Genomic DNA, 15336 nt, shown 5'->3' with positions numbered 1-15336 from the left:
GAGGTGGAAAACGAAGTAAATTGTTAGAGCAGCCATTAAAAATGAACTGCCCTAATGAAGCTAGCTTAGAGCTGCCTTGGACTACAAAATTAAAAATTAATTTGGATATCAACACAGAATCTCCGTGGCAAACAATTAATCATCCTTTAAATTTCTGCTGCCTTTGAGCTGCATCTAAGGTGTAACTAATTTTTAAGTAGGCTGTTACGTGGTGGTATTCTCTTTCTTTTGGTGATATTTTATCAACTTATAGTAGGATTTTAACCTAGTTAAGCTTTTTATTGGTTTTTAAGAGTTAATATCCTTACATTCATTTCAGAATCAGCAACCAAAACCAACCGAACTATCCTTATGAAAGTATTACCATTTACCATGCTTGTCCCCGACGACAAGAGTGTGATATCGGAGCATATCGAAGCACCTTATTTTTATCAGTACTTGCACCGCCACGATGAATGGCAGATTACTTACGTAGAAAGAGGAGAGGGTACACTAATTGCGGGAAATGATATGCATGCTTTCCGTTCGGGCGATATTTTTGTAATTGGGGCCAAACTTCCGCATCTGTTTAAAAGTAATCCTGAATATTTTTTAACCGATTCAACCCGCACAATTAAAGCTTGTTCCATTTACTTCAATCCAAACGGAATATTAGGCGCATTGTTTAATCTGCCTGAAATGAAGATGGCCAGTTCTTTTTTGGCTAAAAACAAACATGGTTTTAAAATTCCAGAGCGTTACAACAAAGCCATTGTAAACAAACTTTTTGATGTGCACCATGCTTCAGGGGTAGATGTACTGTTTAAGTTTTTGCAGCTTGTTAACGGGCTTCAGGATTTAAATGATGATGTAGAATCGTTGTGTTCGGATTTATATTCTTCAAACGTGACCGAAAATGAAGGAATGCGTTTGAGTAAGATCATCAATTTTATTACCGAAAATTACAACAACCAGATTTCGCTGGAAGATGTAGCTAATGCCGCTTTTATGACTCCGCAGGCTTTCTGCAGGTATTTTAAAAAACATACCGGCCATACCTTTGTGTCATTCTTAAACGAAGTACGCATTAACGATGCCTGCAAAAGCCTTATTTCAGGCGAAAAAGCAGATTGTATTTCAGGTGTAGCCTACAAAGCAGGTTTCAATAGTATTACCAACTTTAACCGCGTATTTAAAAGCATTATCGGCCAATCGCCACGCGCTTATATCGATACCTATAATAATGTGAGCCGGGTAAGTTACGTAGGCGCTTAAGCATTATCAGAATTCATTTTACTATAAAAAGCTAGCCATTTTTCGGAATGGAGGCAAAAGCTATTGCTCATTTTTAAATCAATTGAAATGCTAAAAAGATTACTTTTTATTGCTTTTTTATTTGCTTGTAGCCTGTTATCCAGTAGGGTTACTTTTGCTCAGACCACAAACGAAAGTCTTTACGAACAAACCAGCGAAATGGGAACCAGGGTGGTGGGTTACCAGCGCGATGTAGATGCCATTAATGATTTTTATTATCCTTATTCGGCAGGTGGATATTATTCGAGTCCCCTAAACACTTTTAAAAGCCCCGAGCAGCGCAAACGCCTGCAGGATATCAATAACGATTACCTCGCTAAACTCAAATCGGCTAAGTTCGAAACCTTTAGCATTTACGGAAAAGTAGATTATATTTTGCTCAAAAAACAGATTGAATCGTCCAGATATCTGTTAAATAAAGAAGAAACCGAATACAAGGCACTGACGAGCTACTTTCCTTTTGCTGATGCCATTTATGAACTGGAGAAGTTGAGAAGAAGAGGGACGTACCAGGAAGGTTCGTTGCTGGCCTCGCAAATGGATGCTACAGCTAAACAAATTGAAACCTTAACCAGCAATACCCAACCAAAAGACCTTAAAGCCGATCAGCTTAAAATGGGGACGGCGATAACAACAAGCTTAAAACATCGCTTAAAAGGTTTTTATCAGTTTTACATGAATTACGAACCGGGTTTTACCTGGTGGGTGCCAAAACCTTACGAAAGGTTAGATGCAGCCCTTACTGCTTATGGTAAATTGTTTGCCGAAAAAACCGAGGCTACTGAGCCCAAAACCAACAAACCGCCCATTAAAGGCAATCCAATTGGCCGCGACGAACTTATCAGGCAGTTAAACACCGAGTTTATTCCTTACACACCCGAGCAGTTGATTCAGCTGGCCGAAAAAGAATTTAAATACTGCGATGCCGAATTATTAAAAGCATCGAACGCAATGGGCTTCGGAAACGATTGGAAAAAAGCGCAGGAAAAAGTAAAAAACAGTTATGTGCCTTTAGGTAAACAACCCGAACTCATTGTAAAACTGCAGGACGATGCTTTGGCATTCATCAAAGCGAATGATCTGATCGAGATTCCGGCACTGGCTGAAGAAACCTGGGGCATGGTGATGATGTCGGCAGAGCGCCAGTTGGTAAATCCGTTTTTTACCGGTGGTCGCGAAATTAGTATTTCTTATCCTACCAATACCATGGAGGAAGACGATAAGCTAATGAGCATGCGGGGCAACAATCCCTATTTTTCCCGCGGAACGGTACAGCATGAGCTTTTACCTGGCCACCATTACCAGTATTTTATGAACAGTCGCTATAAAGGTTACCGCGATCCCTTTCAAACCCCTTTTAGTGTAGAAGGCTGGCCGCTGTATTGGGAACTTTTATTGTATGATAAAGGATTTGCCAAAACACCCGAAGAAAAAATAGGCATGCTTTTCTGGCGGATGCACCGCTGTGCCAGGATCCTTTTTTCGCTCAACTATCACATGGGCAAATGGACACCGCAACAATGCATCGATTTCCTGGTCGACCGTGTAGGGCACGAACGTGCCAACGCCGAAGGCGAAGTACGCAGGTCGTTTCAGGGAGGCTATAGCCCTTTATACCAGGTGGCTTACCTTACCGGTGGCTTACAGCTTTTTGCCTTGAAAAAGGAACTGGTAGATAGTGGCAAAATGAGCTTTAAAGCTTTTCATGATGCTGTAATTAAACAAAACCTGATTCCGGTAGAACTGATCCGTGCTACCTTAACCAACCAAAACCTTAGCCGCGATTTTACCACTTCATGGCGCTTTTACGATCAATCACGCTAACACAACCTTAAACCTTTTTTCGAACCACAAAACAAAACTATGAAAGCAGAAACCACCCAGTTTAAACCTTCGCTTAAATTGATGGATGCCACCATGCTCGTTGCAGGAAGCATGATTGGCTCAGGTATTTTTATTGTAAGTGCCGATATTACCCGCAATGTAGGCAGCTCGGGCTGGCTCCTGGTGGTTTGGCTCATCACCGGTTTTATGACCTTAACCGCGGCTTTAAGTTATGGCGAGTTGAGTGCCATGTTTCCTAAAGCAGGCGGCCAGTATATTTATTTAAAGGAAGCCTATAATCCGCTCATCAGTTTTTTATATGGCTGGAGTTTTTTCACGGTAATCCAAACCGCAACCATTGCTGCGGTAGGCGTAGCTTTTGCCAAGTTTACGGCTTATCTGATTCCGGCTTTAAGCGAAGATCTGGTCGCAATAGATCTGGGTTTTTTAACCATTTCTCCTGCGCAGCTGTTGGCTATAGGTGTTATCATATTGCTTACCTACATCAATAACCGGGGTGTTAACGGAGGTAAGGTGATCCAAACTACATTTACTGTGGCCAAACTTTTAAGTTTATTCGGCTTAATTATGTTTGGATTGTTCTTTTTAGATAAAGGGATCTGGAAAAGCAACTGGGAAAATATGTGGCAGCTTGGTGCCTTGCCCAGCAGCGGATCGGTTTCATCGTACACCACACTGGCAGCTTTTGGAGCCATTGCAGCAGCTATGGTGGGTTCAATATTCAGCAGCGACTCCTGGCATAATGTGACTTTTATTGCCGGCGAGATTAAAAACCCCGCACGTAACATTGGTTTGAGTTTAGCCCTGGGCACCATTATCGTTACTGTACTTTATATACTTACCAACGTAATGTACACCGGCGTACTTTCACTACACGATATTGCCTATGCCGATAAAGACAGGGTTGCCGTTTCGGCAGCCAACCACATTTTTGGTACTGCTGGTACTATCACCATTGCTGTGATGATTATGGTATCGACCTTTGGTTGTAACAACGGCTTAATTATGGCCGGTGCACGGGTATATTATTCGATGGCAAAAGATGGCCTTTTCTTTAAAAAAGTAGGTACCCTTAACAAAAATTCTGTACCAGGTTTCGGTTTGTGGATTCAGTGCATTTTTGCCTCTTTATGGTGTATTAGCGGTAAATACGGCGATTTGCTCGATATGATTTCTTTTGTAGTGGTGATGTTTTACATGCTTACCATTTTTGGGATCTTTATTCTGCGCAAAAAACGGCCTGATGCCGACAGACCTTACAAAGCCTTTGGCTATCCGGTACTTCCTGTTATTTATATCGTAATGGGGCTGGCTTTCTGCATTCTCCTGATCATATTCAAACCCAAATTTACCTGGCCCGGCTTAATTATTACGTTAATTGGCATTCCGGTTTATTACTTAATTAAAGGGAGCATTAACCGGCAAAATGTAGCAGTAAAAGAAGCGGTCGAAGCATAAGGTTAAAATGTTCATATTATCGATTAATATCTTAGCTTAATCTTCCCCTTACTACAATTACATTTACAAAAAATCTGAAGTCATGATGTATCCTATGGTCAGAAAGCCGCTGGTTTTGGCCCTGCTTAGTTTTGCTTTTTTTCAGTCGGAGGCGCAGCAAACGCCCTTACAGCCTTATGCACCGAGTGCTGCTGAGGTTGCCAATAGTTATCAGCTATCTAATAAACTGGATACAGCCTTACGCAATATCCCTACCAACAACGATCTCATGCCGTTCTGGAAAAAAGATGGAACTGCATTCTGGTATCGCAAAAACCTGCCAAACAGAACCTGGGAATATTATTATGTAGAAACTGCCTCGGGAAAGCGTAAACTGGCTTTCGATTCGGAGAAAATGGCCAAAAGCCTCGAAGAAACTACCGGGAAGAAACAAAATGCAGCAAAATTACAGTTTAGCGATTTGTATTTCGCCGATGGCAATACGGCTAAAATTAAATTGCAGGGTAAATGGTACAGTGTTAATTTAGGCAATTACAGCATAACCGATTTAGCCGATACCAACATTTACCGTTATAATGCCAGGAGGCCTTTGCAGCAAAAAAGATCGCGCTGGCAATGGAACCGTATTGTACGTAAATCGCCTGATGGTAAATATGAAGCTGTAATTCGTGGCGGAAACCTTTTTGTAACCGATAAGGCTAACAATACCGAAATAGAACTTAGTACCGATGGTACCGAAGCCAAACCTTATGGCGATTACGCCTGGGCTCCCGATGGGAAAAATATCATTGCCTATAAAACCGATCCGAAAGAAATTAAAAAAGTACATTATGTGCTTAGTTCCGTTCCTGGTACTAGCCGTGGTGAGTTAAAATCGAGAGAGTATGCCCAACCCGGCGATGATTTTACTTCGTATCAGCCCTACATTTTTAATATAGCAGCTAAAACAGCTATGAAAGTAGATGCCGATCCGATCGATTTTTTCGGTCCGCCCGAATTGCACTGGCGCAACAACGACAGCCGGTATTACACTTACGAAAAAGTTGATCGCGGTCACCAGCGCTTTAGGGTAATTGAAGTAGATGTGCAAAGCGGTAAAACCAGAAACATCATCGACGAGAAAACAAATACCTTTATTTACGAAAGCCGCATTTACACGCGCTACCTGCCTAAAACCAACGAAATGTTGTGGACCAGCGAGCAGGATGGCTGGCAACACCTTTACCTGGTAAATACCCTAACCGGAAAACAAGCTAAAATAACCAATGGTAATTGGGTAGTGCGCGATATTGATAGTGTTGATGTGGTTAAACGTCAGGTATGGTTTAGGGCCAGCGGTATGCATGAAGGCGAAGATCCATACTTTATCCATTACTACCGCATTGGTTTTGATGGTAAAGGACTGGTAAACCTAACACCTGCAAAAGGCAACCACAGCCTCAGCTTTTCGCCCAATCGCAAATATTATATCGATACCTATAGCCAGGTTAATGTACCGCCTGTTAGCGAATTAAGGTCAACAGCCAATGCCGGTAAGGTGACGGAGTTAGAGCATGGCACAGCCGATGCCTATCTGGCTACAGGTGTTAAGCTGCCCGAAGTTTTTGTGGCCAAAGCGCGTGATGGGCTTACTGATATTTGGGGAGTGGTGTGTTTGCCTTCTAAAATGGATCCGAACAAAACATATCCTGTTATCGAGAACATTTACGCAGGACCACAAGATAGTTTTGTACCCAAAAATTTCCTGCCAGCCAGCGAAATGCAAAGCATGGCTGAGTTAGGTTTTATTGTGGTGCAGATTGATGGTATGGGAACGGCAAACCGGTCGAAAGCCTTTCATGATGTCTGCTGGAAAAACCTGGCCGATGCAGGCCTGCCCGATAGGATTTTATGGATGAAAGCCATGGCGGCCAAATATCCTAACGCTGATATAAGCCGGGTAGGGGTTTATGGCACCTCAGCCGGTGGACAGAATTCTACTGGCGCTTTATTGTTCCATCCCGAATTTTATAAAGCTGCGGTTTCGGCCTGTGGTTGCCACGATAACCGGATCGACAAACAATGGTGGAACGAACAATGGATGGGCTATCCTGTAGGGCCACACTATGGCGAACAATCGAATATTACCAATGCGGCTAAATTACAGGGAAATTTATTTTTAATTGTAGGCGAAGCTGACGAAAATGTACCGCCCGAATCTACTTACCGTTTGGCCGATGCTTTAATTAAAGCCAATAAGGATTTTGATATTTTAAGCATCCCTGGAATGGGGCATAGCGATGGCGGTACCTACGGCCGCAGGCGTAAACGAGATTTTTTTGTAAAGCATTTGCTTAATGCCGAACCGCCCAACCCCAATATTCTTGTTACGAAATAAAAGCAGATTTCTTTTTGCATAGATTTACCGCTACATTAATTAGTCAGGCAAAATAAGATGTTAAAAAGAATCAGCTTTCCGTTTACAATATTATTGGTTTTAGTATGCAGTGCGTTTCAGCTTAGTGCCGCACAAACAGAATTTTATCAGCTTAAAATATACCATTTAAAAACCGACGATCAGGAAAAAAGAGTTGATGCTTATTTGCAAAATGCTTACTTACCTGCATTGCATCGTAGTGGAATAGCAAAAGTAGGCGTGTTTAAGCCTGTTGTTAACGAAACAACTGTGCTTGCCGAAAAATTCATTTATGTGTTTATCCCTTTCAAATCGTTCAATAGTGTTTTAGCGCTCGAACAAAAACTGGCTAAAGATGAGCAGTATGCGGCTGATGGAAAAGAATATATAACAGCTTTGTACAACAATGCTGCCTACGAGCGCTTAGAGTCTATTTTGTTAAAAGCTTTTGATGATGCACCGCATTTTGCTTTACCTAAACTAAAGTCGCCGATGGCGAAACGGGTTTACGAATTAAGGAGCTACGAATCGCCAAGCGAACAATATTTCCAGAATAAAGTGGAGATGTTTAACAAAGGAGATGAGATTGGTTTATTTAAACGCTTAAATTTTAATGCTGTTTTTTACGCTTCGGTAATTGCTGGTAGCCGCATGCCCAACTTAATGTATTTAACCACTTTTGAGGATACGGCAGATCGGGAAGCGCATTGGAAAGCTTTCTCTGCAGATGATTACTGGAAAAAGCTTTCAACAATGCCACAGTATCAGCACAACGTATCTAAAAACGACACTAAATTCATATACCCAACCGATTATTCTGATATTTAAGTTACGATGGCAATTCTTTTTTTTGTTTATCGCGGTTAATCAGGTTTTCGATGGTATCTAAAAAAGTAGCATAACCAACAGGTTTAAGCAGGAAACTATCGCCATCCGGAACCGCACTAATGGCGTGATTGCTGTGTGCGGTAACAAAAACCACAAACTTAACTTTGTTTCTAAGCATACGGGCCACATCAATTCCCGAAACTTCCATTTGTATATCCAGCAAAAGAAAATCTATTTTGCCGTACTGCCAAAAAGCAGCCATTGCAGCAACAGGGTCTGTAAAACTGCCTGCTAATTTAAGATGATGTGTCTTCGAAACATATTGTTCTAAAACCTGAACACTCAACGGATTGTCGTCGATAATTACACAGCTGTATGTTTGGGATAATGAAGGATTCATGCCGGATTATTTTTATTAACCTATGCAAAATGCTTGCCATTTAAGTGTTTTCAAGCATATTTATGAAGAACATTTTGGTAACGCTCAGGTTACATTAAATTGAACAACAGCTGTTCATTATATAATTGTATTTTACGGCAGCCAGATCAATTTTTGTAGCTTCTCTTCTGTAAAAAAGCTGTTTTATCAAACGATTGCGCGGTGTTTGTCTCCCTGTTAACAAGGCTTCTTTTGAAGGGTTTACTAACTTTATGCCATAGCACCTTTTCAGGCACTATTGTAAAGTTGCTTAACACATAAGTTTTAACCAAATCAAACTCTTAATGACCCTAAATTCCTTTTACAAGAAAATTAAAAAGAATAAACCCGAAAGCCGGCATAAAAAAGCTGTTTTGGCAGCTGCCTTTCTGTTAGTTGCGGTGCCCTTTATTTCGGATGCAACGCCTGCCGGTATTCATGCAGTTGCGATTTCAAAACAGATCATAACTGATGTAATTAAAGTAATTGCTGCAAAAAAAATCAATCCAACCACGATCGAATTGTCATTATCTGATGGGCAAACTTTAACCTTCGACTTTTATGGTGAAAATATTTTCAGGCTTTTCGAAGACCACAACGGAGGTTTCATCAGAGACCCTCAGGCAAAACCAGAAGCAAAAATTTTGGTCGAAAATCCACGCAGACCAGTGTCTAAATTAAATGTTACTGATGAAAATAATCAGATCAGCATTTCAACCGATAAAATTACCGTTCAGGTAAATAAAAGTACTTCGCTGATTAAAATCATTAACCTGGCTACAAAAGCCGTTGTAATGGAAGAAACAGCACCTGCTCTGTTCGAAAAAGGTAAAGTAACGCTAACCTTAAAAGAAAATACAGCCGAATATTTTTATGGTGGTGGTGTACAAAACGGGCGTTTCTCACATAAAGGAAAAAGTATCGCTATTGAAAACCAAAACAGCTGGACCGATGGTGGTGTAGCTTCGCCAACACCATATTACTGGTCTACCAATGGCTATGCGGTACTTTGGCATACCTTTGCTAAAGGCCGTTACGATTTTGGCGCGAAAGCAAAAGGTACTGTAAAACTGGCACACGAAACCGATTATTTAGATGCCTTTTTTATGGTAGGTGATGGTGCAGTGCCTTTGCTGAATGATTTTTACCAGTTAACCGGAAATCCGGTGTTGCTACCTAAATTTGGTTTTTACCAGGGACACTTAAATGCCTATAACCGCGATTTTTGGAAAGAAGATGAAAAAGGAACTTTATTTGAAGATGGCAAACGCTATAAAGAGAGTCAGAAAGATAACGGCGGAGTAAAAGAATCGTTAAACGGAGAGAAAAACAATTACCAGTTTTCGGCCCGTGCAGTGATTGACCGTTATAAAAAGAACGATATGCCATTGGGTTGGGTTTTACCTAACGATGGTTACGGAGCAGGTTATGGCCAAACCGAAACCTTAGATGGCAATATTCAGAACCTGAAGAGTTTTGGCGATTACGCCCGTAAAAATGGTGTGGAAATTGGTTTGTGGACCCAGTCAGATCTTCATCCTAAATCAGAAATAAGTGCCCTGTTGCAACGCGATATCATTAAAGAAGCACGTGATGCAGGTGTTCGGGTATTAAAAACTGATGTAGCCTGGGTAGGGGCTGGTTATTCTTTCGGCCTTAACGGTGTGGCCGATGTAGCACAAATTATGCCTTATTACGGCAGCAACAGCAGGCCTTTTATCATCTCGTTAGATGGCTGGGCAGGTACACAACGTTATGCTGGTATCTGGTCGGGCGATCAAACCGGTGGTGTTTGGGAATATATCCGTTTCCATATTCCTACTTATATTGGTTCAGGTTTATCTGGTCAGCCAAACATTTCTTCTGATATGGATGGTATTTTTGGCGGTAAAAACCTAACCATCAATACCCGCGATTTTCAATGGAAAACCTTTACACCCATGCAGTTGAATATGGATGGATGGGGTGCCAACGAGAAATATCCGCATGCACTCGGCGAGCCTGTAACTTCAATTAACCGCAATTACCTGAAGTTAAAATCGCAGTTAATCCCTTACACTTACAGCATTGCTAAAGAGGCATTAACCGGTTTACCGATTATCAGGGCTATGTTTTTAAATTCGCCTAATGCTTACACTTTAGGCAGCGCTACCCAATACCAGTTTTTGTATGGCCCAAGTTTCCTGGTTGCACCTATTTATCAGGAAACCAAAGTTGATGATAAGGGGAATGATATCCGCAATGGTATTTACCTGCCTGAAGGAACCTGGTTTGATTATTTTACGGGAGACAAATACACCGGAAACAGCATTGTAAACAGCTTCGACGCACCGATCTGGAAATTACCTGTTTTTGTTAAAGCAGGTGCCATTATTCCGATGACGAATGCCAATAACAATGTTTCCGAAATTAATAAAGCCACGCGCATGTATGAGCTTTATCCGGCGGGCAAAACTACTTTTACCGAATATGATGATGATGGTGCAACAGAAGCCTATAAGTTAGGCAAGGGCATTTCGAATGTAATCGAATCGGAAGTTGATCAGAAAAACAATGCGATTATCAACATTCAACCTGCGAAAGGTGATTTTGATGGTTTAGTTAAAGCAAAATCAACCGAATTGGTTATTAACGTTACCGAAAAGCCAAAACGCGTAACGGCAAAAATTGGAAATAATAAAACCAAACTAACAGAGGTTACTTCGATGGAAGAATTTTTGAAACAGGAGAATGTTTATTTCTATAATGCTACACCAAATTTAAATAAGTTTGCCACCAAGGGCAGTGAGTTCGAAAAAGTTGCGATGACTAAAAACCCTCAATTATTGGTTAAGCTGGCATCAACTGATATTACGGTAAATCCGGTAACAGTTAACGTAGAAGGGTTTAAATTCGAGCCTGCAGATAAGCAGCGTACCTCAACCGGTAAACTAAACGCGCCGGTAAATGCACGCATAACAGATAAGAACACCGAAGCTTATACGCTTAAACCAACATGGACTAAAGTAGATCACGCCGATTATTATGAAATCGATTTTAACGGCATGCATTATACCACCATTAAAGATACCACCTTGCTTTTTGACGGTTTACTGGCCGAAACTTCGTATGCATTTAAACTTCGTGCAGTAAATAAAGATGGTGTTTCTGACTGGACAGAAATTAAAGCAACTACCAAATCAAATCCGCTCGAATTTGCCATTCAGGGTATTACGGCCGAAACTACTGCCGAAAACCAGGGCGGATCGGGTATTGCCGATTTGTTTGATTTTGATGAAGGCAATATGTGGCATACCAAATGGGGTGCTAAAGCCATTCCTTTTGATATGCTTATCGACTTGAAAACCATTAATCAGCTCGATAAATTCCATTACCTGCCTCGCAATGGAAGAGGAAACGGTAACTTACTTAAAGGAACCATATTTTACAGCAACAACAAAGAAAACTGGACTACAGCAGGCACATTTGAGTGGGCTAACAATGGCGATGTTAAAATATTCACCTTCAATGGTCACCCAAGCGCCCGTTACATTAAAATTTCGGTTGCCGATGGTGTTGGTGGTTTTGGATCGGGTAGAGAACTGTATGTATTTAAAGTTCCGGGTACCGAAAGTTACCTGACGGGCGATATAAACAACGACCGTTTAATTGATAAGAACGATTTGACTTCTTACATCAATTATACCGGACTGAAAAAAGGTGATGCCGATTTTGAAGGTTACATCAGCAATGGCGATATCAACAAGAACAACCTGATTGATGCTTACGACATTTCGGTAGTGGCAACACAGCTTGAAGGTGGGGTAGATAATACCAAAATCGAGAAACTAGCCGGTAAACTGCAAATCAGCACAGCCAAACAGGCTTACAATAAAGGCGATATTATCGAGATTAAGGTAAAAGGAATTGACCTTAAATCGGTAAATGCTTTAAGTCTTGCACTACCGTACCTGGCGCAGGATTACGATTTTGTGGGTGTAGAGGGCTTAAAAGTAAAACAAATGGATAACCTGACTTACGATCGTTTGCATACCAACGGCGATAAGGTACTTTACCCAACATTTGTAAATTTAGGTAACAAGGAAAGCCTGAATGGTACCAGCGAATTGTTTACCATAAAATTAAAGGCCAAACGCAAAGTACAGTTCAACCTTAAACTAACCGAAGGATTGTTGATAGACAAACAATTGAATAGTGTTAAATTTTAAGCACAAATAAACAGTACGAAAGCTCCATGTTAATTCATGGAGCTTTTGTTTTTTAAGGCTAAATGGCTGGTAATAATTTAGTAAGTTGTAGGCGCAAATCATTCCCCTGTTACTGATGAAAAAATCTGCTATGCTTAAGCCCTTATTCGTTAATATGATGCTGTTTTTCGGTTGCTCTACTGCTTTTTCGCAACATACAGTTATAAAAGTAGAGATCGATCCGGCTACCACTTTTCAAACCATGGAAGGTTTTGGCGCATCAGATGCCTGGTCGTGCCAGTTTGCAGGCCTTTGGCCCGATGCCAAAAAGAATAAGATGGCCGATTTACTGTTCAGCAACGCTACTGATAATAATGATCAACCCCTGGGAATCGGATTAAACATGTGGCGTTTTAGTATCGGGGGCGGAAGTGCGGCACAGGGTAAGTTAAGCGATATAGGAGATGAATGGCGCCGTCAGTACGCTTTTCTACAGCCAAACGGCACTTACGATTGGAATGCTATGCCCGGACAAACCTGGTTTTTGCAAGCAGCTAAAGCACGAGGGGTAAATCAGTTTATTGGTTTTGTAAATAGTCCCAATGTTTTGTTTACCAAAAATGGTAAGGCTTATTCTACCGATGGAAAATGTAACCTCGATTTTGAAAAATTACCAGCTTTTGCTGCCGATATGGTGGCTACGGTTAAAGGTTTGCAGCAAACCGCGGGTATCACACTGAATTATTTAAGTCCTGCAAACGAACCACAATGGAAATGGAATGAACATAACCAGGAAGGCTGCCCTTACAATAATGCCGAACTGGCCAGCTTATACAAAGGCATCAATCAGGCATTTGAGCAAAACAAAATCACGACCAAAATACAGATGGGAGAAGCCGGTCAGCTCGATTACCTGTACCAGAATGGCGATACATTAAAGGGCAACCAGGTATATCAGTTTTTTAATGCAGCCTCTCCAAACTATGTGGGCAATTTATCGCATATCGATCAGTCGATATCCGCACATAGCTATTTTACCACCAGTCCGCTCAATAAATTCATCAATACACGAAAAAAAACAGCCGAAGCAGTTGCTACGGTGCCCGGTTTAAGGTACTGGATGTCTGAATACTGTGTACTGGGCGATGCCGTATTAAAAGGCCAAAAACGCGATCTGGGCATGGTTACTGCTTTGTTTATTGCCCGCTTAATTCACCACGATCTGGTTATTTCTAACGCTGCATCATGGCAGTGGTGGCTGGCCATATCATCCGGGGATTATAAAGATGGATTGGTGTATATTGATAAAAATAAAACTGATGGGACAGTGTACGATAGTAAAATGTTGTGGGCGTTGGGTAACTATAGCCGTTTTATTAAACCCGGTAGCCAGCGTGTACTCGTAAATACCCTTTCTGACACGAATACCGAAGTTTATGTTTCTGCTTATAAGCAAAACCAGAAGCTGGTAACCGTAGCTGTTAATCCAACTAAACAGGATATTCTGCTCGATATAGAAATAAAAGGGAAGGGACACAACAAAGCGCAAACCTATGTTACTTCGGCTAATTACAATTTGTCGCCTTTTAAGCAATACAACAGTACCAGGCAAATTTTGCTGCCGGCCGAATCGGTTACCACAATATTGAGCAAATAATGCGGGCTTATCCTGTTATTTAAGGTTTTGGCTTGATGTTCTGATCCTGCTTAAGGTTTCGAGGCGCATACCAATAAAAGAAGCAATATATTTGAGTGGTACACGGTTAACCAGGTGCGGGTAGGTGAACAGAAAGCGTTGGTAGCGTTTCTGTGCTGTGGGTAAGCGGCAGAGGTACGCCCGTTCTGCTGCGCTCTGGAAATAAATTTCGGTCATTTTACGCCCAACATAATTGGCAATGGGAAAGTTTTCGTACAAAAGTTTCGACATTTCGTGCGGAATGGCGATAGCAAATACTTTATCAATGGTTTCAATGTATTCGTCAGAAGTTTCATTCTCCCACAAATTTCTGATGGTACCTGCCAGTTCATTTTCTACCGCAATCCAGGTGGTTACCTTTTTGTTTGCCATTTTTAAATAGCCGTGTACAGCACCTTCCAAAATCAGGTAGATGTAACGGTTCTCTTTTAGTGGGGATGCAATGTGCTTATTTTTGGCAAACTCAACCGGAAAAGTGTACTGGTTTATTATCTTTTCAATTTCGGGGTTAAGCGGGTGGTACGATTTAAATACACTGATTAATGGCGAAAATCCACCAAGAGCCGCCCACTTAGCCTCTCCATATTTGTTTTCAATATTCATTTTCGGAAGATAATGATAATAGCTATAAACCTTTTATAACCAGTAAATAATAAATGAGTTTTAACAAATAATTTATGCTTTGCCAGTTTGCTGTTATAAAACAGTGATCATTTAGCGTTTTTTAATGAGGATAGCTTAAAACACTGCCTGTTTTTTTATTGCATCGAACTCCATTTATATTTTAACTCAAAAAAATGAAAAAAAATAAAATACTTAACCAAATGACTATGATTGGTTTAACTGTTTGTATTTTTATTTCGATCAAAATAACTGCAAAATATTTCAATTCTGTTTTGGAACAATACATTTAATTTCTATCTTTGCAGCCCCGCAAGGGGGATAAATGATTCCGTAGCTCAGCTGGTAGAGCATTACACTTTTAATGTAGTGGTCCTGGGTTCGAATCCCAGCGGGATCACAGAAAGCCTTACAGAAATGTAAGGCTTTTTTGTTTTAGTGCGCCGGGCATGGCAATCGACTATAGGGTTAGAGTCCCGAACACGCTTAGCAGTAGGAAGTGTTAGCTAGAGACAAGGGTGTCGTGGGTGACTGCGAATCTGAAGGAAGTCCGCGGCAAATATGGGGGCTTACGAACAGAAACTGTATACGAGGC

At 41.1% G+C, this 15336-nt stretch carries 9 protein-coding genes and 1 tRNA gene; 8 read left to right on the top strand and 2 right to left on the bottom strand.

The window, feature by feature from the left end:
- The first annotated feature begins 351 nt into the window (after positions 1-351).
- From HWV58_RS24105 to HWV58_RS24085, 5 genes are all read left to right on the top strand, one after another.
- A complete protein-coding gene (locus HWV58_RS24105; RefSeq protein ID WP_175636560.1) occupies positions 352-1254 on the top strand; it encodes an AraC family transcriptional regulator in 903 nt (300 codons plus the stop codon).
- Between the two features lie 87 nt (positions 1255-1341).
- On the top strand, positions 1342-3117 hold the full coding sequence (locus HWV58_RS24100) for a DUF885 family protein (RefSeq protein ID WP_175636559.1): 1776 nt from the start codon (positions 1342-1344) through the stop codon (positions 3115-3117).
- A gap of 39 nt (positions 3118-3156) precedes the next feature.
- Positions 3157-4596 (top strand): APC family permease, encoded by a 1440-nt coding sequence (locus HWV58_RS24095; RefSeq protein ID WP_175636558.1) that lies wholly within the window; start codon positions 3157-3159, stop codon positions 4594-4596.
- Between the two features lie 94 nt (positions 4597-4690).
- Positions 4691-6973 carry a S9 family peptidase gene (locus HWV58_RS24090; RefSeq protein ID WP_175636557.1) on the top strand — a complete coding sequence of 761 codons (2283 nt, stop codon included), beginning with the start codon at positions 4691-4693 and terminating at the stop codon, positions 6971-6973.
- Positions 6974-7030: 57 nt separating this feature from the next.
- Positions 7031-7819, top strand: a complete 789-nt coding sequence (locus tag HWV58_RS24085; protein WP_175636556.1) for an NIPSNAP family protein — start codon at positions 7031-7033, stop codon at positions 7817-7819.
- 1 nt (position 7820) lies between these two features.
- Here the strand turns inward: HWV58_RS24085 and HWV58_RS24080 are convergent, their stop codons facing one another.
- The gene (locus HWV58_RS24080) at positions 7821-8219 is read right to left on the bottom strand and encodes a LytR/AlgR family response regulator transcription factor (protein WP_175636555.1); all 399 of its coding nucleotides are present in this window, start codon (positions 8217-8219) and stop codon (positions 7821-7823) included.
- A gap of 323 nt (positions 8220-8542) precedes the next feature.
- On the opposite strand from HWV58_RS24080, the gene HWV58_RS24075 reads away from it, so the two are divergent.
- The gene (locus HWV58_RS24075) at positions 8543-12445 is read left to right on the top strand and encodes a TIM-barrel domain-containing protein (protein ID WP_175636554.1); all 3903 of its coding nucleotides are present in this window, start codon (positions 8543-8545) and stop codon (positions 12443-12445) included.
- Positions 12446-12560: 115 nt separating this feature from the next.
- Positions 12561-14081, top strand: a complete 1521-nt coding sequence (locus tag HWV58_RS24070; protein WP_217707065.1) for a glycoside hydrolase — start codon at positions 12561-12563, stop codon at positions 14079-14081.
- Between the two features lie 15 nt (positions 14082-14096).
- Here the strand turns inward: HWV58_RS24070 and HWV58_RS24065 are convergent, their stop codons facing one another.
- Positions 14097-14723, bottom strand: a complete 627-nt coding sequence (locus tag HWV58_RS24065) for a Crp/Fnr family transcriptional regulator (RefSeq protein ID WP_175636553.1) — start codon at positions 14721-14723, stop codon at positions 14097-14099.
- A 345-nt stretch (positions 14724-15068) separates the two neighbouring features.
- Here HWV58_RS24065 and HWV58_RS24060 point away from each other — a divergent pair.
- A tRNA-Lys gene (locus tag HWV58_RS24060) sits at positions 15069-15141 on the top strand.
- The last annotated feature ends 195 nt before the right edge of the window (positions 15142-15336 follow it).

The organism is Pedobacter ghigonis, from assembly GCF_903166585.1.
GTDB classification, from domain to species: domain Bacteria; phylum Bacteroidota; class Bacteroidia; order Sphingobacteriales; family Sphingobacteriaceae; genus Pedobacter; species Pedobacter ghigonis.
Note: the sequence above shows the minus strand (reverse complement) of the source record. Positions and strands in the feature narration are given on the sequence as shown.

Bases quoted from the DNA above. Each gene is read 5' to 3' on its own strand.
- HWV58_RS24105 (WP_175636560.1), top strand. From the start codon at position 352: ATGAAAGTATTACCATTTACCATGCTTGTCCCCGACGACAAGAGTGTG.
- HWV58_RS24100 (WP_175636559.1), top strand. From the start codon at position 1,342: ATGCTAAAAAGATTACTTTTTATTGCTTTTTTATTTGCTTGTAGCCTG.
- HWV58_RS24095 (WP_175636558.1), top strand. From the start codon at position 3,157: ATGAAAGCAGAAACCACCCAGTTTAAACCTTCGCTTAAATTGATGGAT.
- HWV58_RS24090 (WP_175636557.1), top strand. From the start codon at position 4,691: ATGGTCAGAAAGCCGCTGGTTTTGGCCCTGCTTAGTTTTGCTTTTTTT.
- HWV58_RS24085 (WP_175636556.1), top strand. From the start codon at position 7,031: ATGTTAAAAAGAATCAGCTTTCCGTTTACAATATTATTGGTTTTAGTA.
- HWV58_RS24080 (WP_175636555.1), bottom strand. From the start codon at position 8,219: ATGAATCCTTCATTATCCCAAACATACAGCTGTGTAATTATCGACGAC.
- HWV58_RS24075 (WP_175636554.1), top strand. From the start codon at position 8,543: ATGACCCTAAATTCCTTTTACAAGAAAATTAAAAAGAATAAACCCGAA.
- HWV58_RS24070 (WP_217707065.1), top strand. From the start codon at position 12,561: ATGAAAAAATCTGCTATGCTTAAGCCCTTATTCGTTAATATGATGCTG.
- HWV58_RS24065 (WP_175636553.1), bottom strand. From the start codon at position 14,723: ATGAATATTGAAAACAAATATGGAGAGGCTAAGTGGGCGGCTCTTGGT.